General features: G+C 74.1%; 2 protein-coding genes, 1 tRNA gene and 2 pseudogenes. 3 read left to right on the top strand and 2 right to left on the bottom strand.

The features are described from left to right. A pseudogene (locus PV721_RS42050) lies at positions 1 to 1025 on the bottom strand (hypothetical protein); the annotation flags it as partial. A 128-nt stretch (positions 1026 to 1153) separates the two neighbouring features. Here PV721_RS42050 and PV721_RS42055 point away from each other — a divergent pair. Next, positions 1154 to 1225, top strand: a tRNA-Val gene (locus PV721_RS42055). A 61-nt stretch (positions 1226 to 1286) separates the two neighbouring features. Here the strand turns inward: PV721_RS42055 and PV721_RS42060 are convergent. After that, positions 1287 to 2012 (bottom strand): 3'-5' exonuclease, encoded by a 726-nt coding sequence (locus PV721_RS42060; RefSeq protein WP_319733978.1) that lies wholly within the window; start codon positions 2010 to 2012, stop codon positions 1287 to 1289. Positions 2013 to 2219: 207 nt separating this feature from the next. On the opposite strand from PV721_RS42060, the gene PV721_RS42065 reads away from it, so the two are divergent. Together PV721_RS42065 and PV721_RS42070 are read left to right on the top strand one after the other, a co-directional pair. Next, on the top strand, positions 2220 to 2822 hold the full coding sequence (locus PV721_RS42065; RefSeq protein ID WP_319733980.1) for a DUF4365 domain-containing protein: 603 nt from the start codon (positions 2220 to 2222) through the stop codon (positions 2820 to 2822). After that, positions 2822 to 3683, top strand: a pseudogene (locus PV721_RS42070) (hypothetical protein); the annotation flags it as partial. The gene PV721_RS42065 and the pseudogene PV721_RS42070, both read left to right, overlap by 1 nt. Between the last annotated feature and the right edge of the window lie 172 nt (positions 3684 to 3855).

Raw genomic sequence — 3855 nt, forward strand, 5'->3', positions numbered from 1 at the left:
CCCCGCCGCACGGCCGCAGGGAGCGCGGAGACGCGTACCGCCGCCAGCAGCGGCAGCGCCACCAGCAGGTGCACCAGTGCCACCCACGCGCCGTCCCGGACCGAATCCGTCAGGGCCGGCCGGACCAGCCCGCCCAGCGCCACCACCGCCGCCAGGCCGGCCGCCACCGCGGCGCCCCAGGCGCGCGGCTCCCGCCAGGCCGCCGCCGTGCCCAGGGCCGCGCCCGCCAGCAGCAGCGCCGCCGGAGCAAGCGCCTGCGCCGCCGAGTCCGCCGACCACGACTGGGCCACCCCGATCAGCAGCGCCGCCGCCGTCAGCACGGCCGCCGGGACCGCCGCCGCCCGCGCCCGCAGGGCGAGCGCCGCATCCAGTGCCGCCGTCGCCAGCAGCGCCCAGCCGAACTCCAGCGGGCCCGCCTGCGCGGCCAGCGCCGCCAGCGGTAGCGGGAACTGCGCCGCCAGCACCGCCGCCGGCAGCGGGAGCCGCAGCTTCCGCAGGGCCGAGCCGTACCCGGCCCACACCGCCGCGAGCACCGCGGCCGCACCCGCCGCGTACCCGGTGCCGTCGGCGTCCGGCATGCCGACCGCGTACAGCGCGTACGCGTCCAGCACCGTCAGCAGCAGCCCCACCGCGGCGACCGACTCCGCCGTCGACCGCAGCCCCCGGCGCAGCAGCGGTACGGGCGCAGCCAGCGCCGCCGCCGTCACCGCGACCAGTACCGCCGAGCGCCCGGCGATCCCCATGGACCCCCAGCTGACCAGCGTGAACGCCAGAGCGGCCACGGCCAGCAGCACGGCGCCCAGGGTGAGCAGCACGTTCTGCGCGCTCGGGGCCGAGGTCTCCTTGGGCGGCCCGGCGGGCACGGCGGCCCCCCAGCCGGCGGGGGCGGGGACGGGTCCGGGCTGCTGGAGGATGCGCAGGAGCCAGTCCCGGCGGGTCAGCAAGTGGAGCCGCCGGGCATCGAGTTGCACCAGCTCACGGTCGATGAGCGCCAGCTCTTCGGCCGGTGGCAGAGGGTTGTTCATACCGGGAGTGTGGCGCCGGTCACGCCGTCAGGACATGGGTGTGCGTACTCAGATCCGCACTGAGTACGCAGCGGGAGGGAAGCGGTTTGAACCAGCCCCGAGGCTTCTGTATTGTTCGGTGCGTTCCCGGGCGATTAGCTCAGCGGGAGAGCACTTCGTTCACACCGAAGGGGTCACTGGTTCGATCCCAGTATCGCCCACCGGGACAGGCCGGTCCGTCGCAAGACGGACCGGCCTTCCGCATGTACGGGGCCGTCTGCGCTAGGCCGCCGTCGACAGGTCCGGCCGCAGCGGCCAGTGCGGATCGACCGGCTCCGGCGTCCCCTGCCGCGCGAACCACGCCTGCAGGCCCCGCGCCTGGGCCGCGTGCCAGACCGCCTGCAGCGTGTGCAGCTCCGCCGGCGACAGCCGCTCCAGCCGGGCCGCGAACCGGCGTCCCACCGCCCGTACGAGCTCCAGCGAAGCCATCGCGTCCGCCGCCGCGTCGTGCGCGCCCTCCAGCTCGATCCCGTAATGCGCACACAGGTCCGTCAGCGTCCGCCGCCCCTTGCGGTACCGGTCCAGGTGCTTGTCCAGCACCCGCGGATCCAGCACCGTCAGCGGCCGGTTGTCCAGATACCGGGCCAGGGACGAGGCCCGGTGCCGGCGCAACTCCCGGTCCAGCAGCGTCAGATCGAACGGCGCGTTCATCACCACCACCGGCCGGGCGGCCACCTGCTGCTCCCCGAGCGCACGGGCTATCTCCTCCACCACGGGCGCCGGCCAGCGCCCGTGACGCTGCAGGTGCTCGTCGGTGAGCCCGTGCACTTCCGTCGCGCCCGGGGGCACCGGAACACCGGGATTGACCAGCCAGCGCGTGGTGCGGACCCGGCCCCCCGCACACTCCTGCACGACGAGCGCGGCGGACACGATCCGGTCCTGCTCGACGTCCACCCCGGTGGTCTCCGTGTCGAATGCGGCCAGCGGGCCCTCGTACCAGCGTGTCATGGCGAACTCCTCGTCCCCGGTCGGCAGATGGGGCGCACCTGGATCACGCCACCTTCGCCCGCATCGGTGATACCCGGGCTGTTTGCCCCGTACGCCGTTTGCGACGACCCGGGTGCGGAGACAACATCCATGGGGGGCCGTACACATGACCGGTCGTCACCCCACCCACCACCGACGGCAGAGCCCGGAAGGCATGGGGAGCCGGCCATGGCGCTCGCGCAGCCCGAACCGGGCGGGGTGCTGGCGGGGCAGATCGATCCGCGGACCGGAACACCGGACGACGCGCGGACCGGACCGCTGCGCGGCACACTCGCCACCACCGCCTGCATGGAAACCCTTCAGGTGGGATACCTGCACGCCGTCGCCGCCGCGGCCGGCTGCTCCCTCTCCCAGCCCTTTCCGGACAACGGCATCGACTGGCACGTCAGCCACGGCGCCCCCGAGCACGTCGTCGACGACGAGGTCACCATCAAGGTGCAGTTGAAGGCGACTTACCAGATACCGCCCCGGCCGGCCGGGCCCACCTTCGCCTTCACCCTCGACAACGAGCACCTGGTGAAACTGGCCCGCACCCCGGTCGCCGTGCACAAGATCCTCGTCGTGATGCTCGTCCCGCGGGAGCGCGACCAGTGGCTCGCCGCCGGGCACGACCGCCTCGACCTGCGGCACTGCTGCTACTGGACCAATCTCGCCGGACACCCGGTGACCGGCCGCCGCCGGACCACCGTGCGGATCCCGACCACGCGGATCTTCGACGACCGGGCGCTGTGCGAGATCATGACCCGGGTCGGGTCGGGAGGGACACCCTGATGCACTGGCACTCGCCGAACCTGGAACCGCTGCCGTCCCCGGACTACGGCGGATTCACGGACTCCGCCCACCCCGCCGCCCCCGATCCCGCGCACGTCGACCCGGCCGTGCTCGGCGCGCTGCTGCACCGCCACGGCTGGCAGCGCCGGGGCGGGGCGGCCGGCCGGTACGGGCGCTGGACCCCGCCCGCCACGCACCCGACGGCCCGCCCCGCCACCAGCCTGCTCGTCCCCGAGAGCCGTACCTTCCCCGACTGCGCCGACCTGCTCGAAGAGGCGATCACCGCCCTCTCGCGCAGCGGCCTGCCCTCCGCGCGGGAGGTGCTCTACGGGCTGAGCGTGCCCAGCGACGAGATCCACTGGGACCGGGAGATACCGCAGGGGGCGTACGGGCTCCAGGGCGAGGCCGCGTGGACGGTGCAGGAACAGCTGCGCTCGGCCGCCCGTCAGCTCCTCCTCGCCGGGGCCCTGGCCGAACGGGCCCGGGCCGGGTACTACGGCGCCCGGCACCGGGCCAAGGCCGAACGGGCCCTGGACGGGGTCCTGGTGGGCCCGCACCCGGGCGGCCGGCGCCTGACCGCGTACGTACCGGTGGACGGCGGCCGGGGCACCGTGACCCGGCTCCACCACGCCCTGCACGCGGCCCGCGAAGCCGTGGACTACCAGCGGGCCACCGGAGGCATGGAGGCCTTCGACGCCGCGGTGCGGGCCGGGGTCAGCCGGGAGCTCGCCGAGGCACTGATCGCGCTGGTCCGGGGATCGGAGGGGGCCCGGATCGCGCTCGCCTGGGCGCCGGCGGCGGGGGTCCCGGCGGGCGCGATCCGGGCCCCCTCCGGTCCCCGGGCCACCGGGATCAGTGCCCTGGCGCTCATTCACCGCTGACGTTGCCGTAGACCGTGCAGGTTACAGCCTACGTGGCGTCCCTAGCACTACAAAAAACATCATATAATACGGGACATCGTAAGCGATGATACGCGTGGGACAGGCGGCGACACGGGGCCACGTAAAAAGAGCGAACGAGGGGAGAAGAAAAC

The sequence above is a fragment of the Streptomyces sp. MB09-01 genome, from assembly GCF_033794505.1.
Classification (GTDB): Bacteria; Actinomycetota; Actinomycetes; order Streptomycetales; family Streptomycetaceae; genus Streptomyces.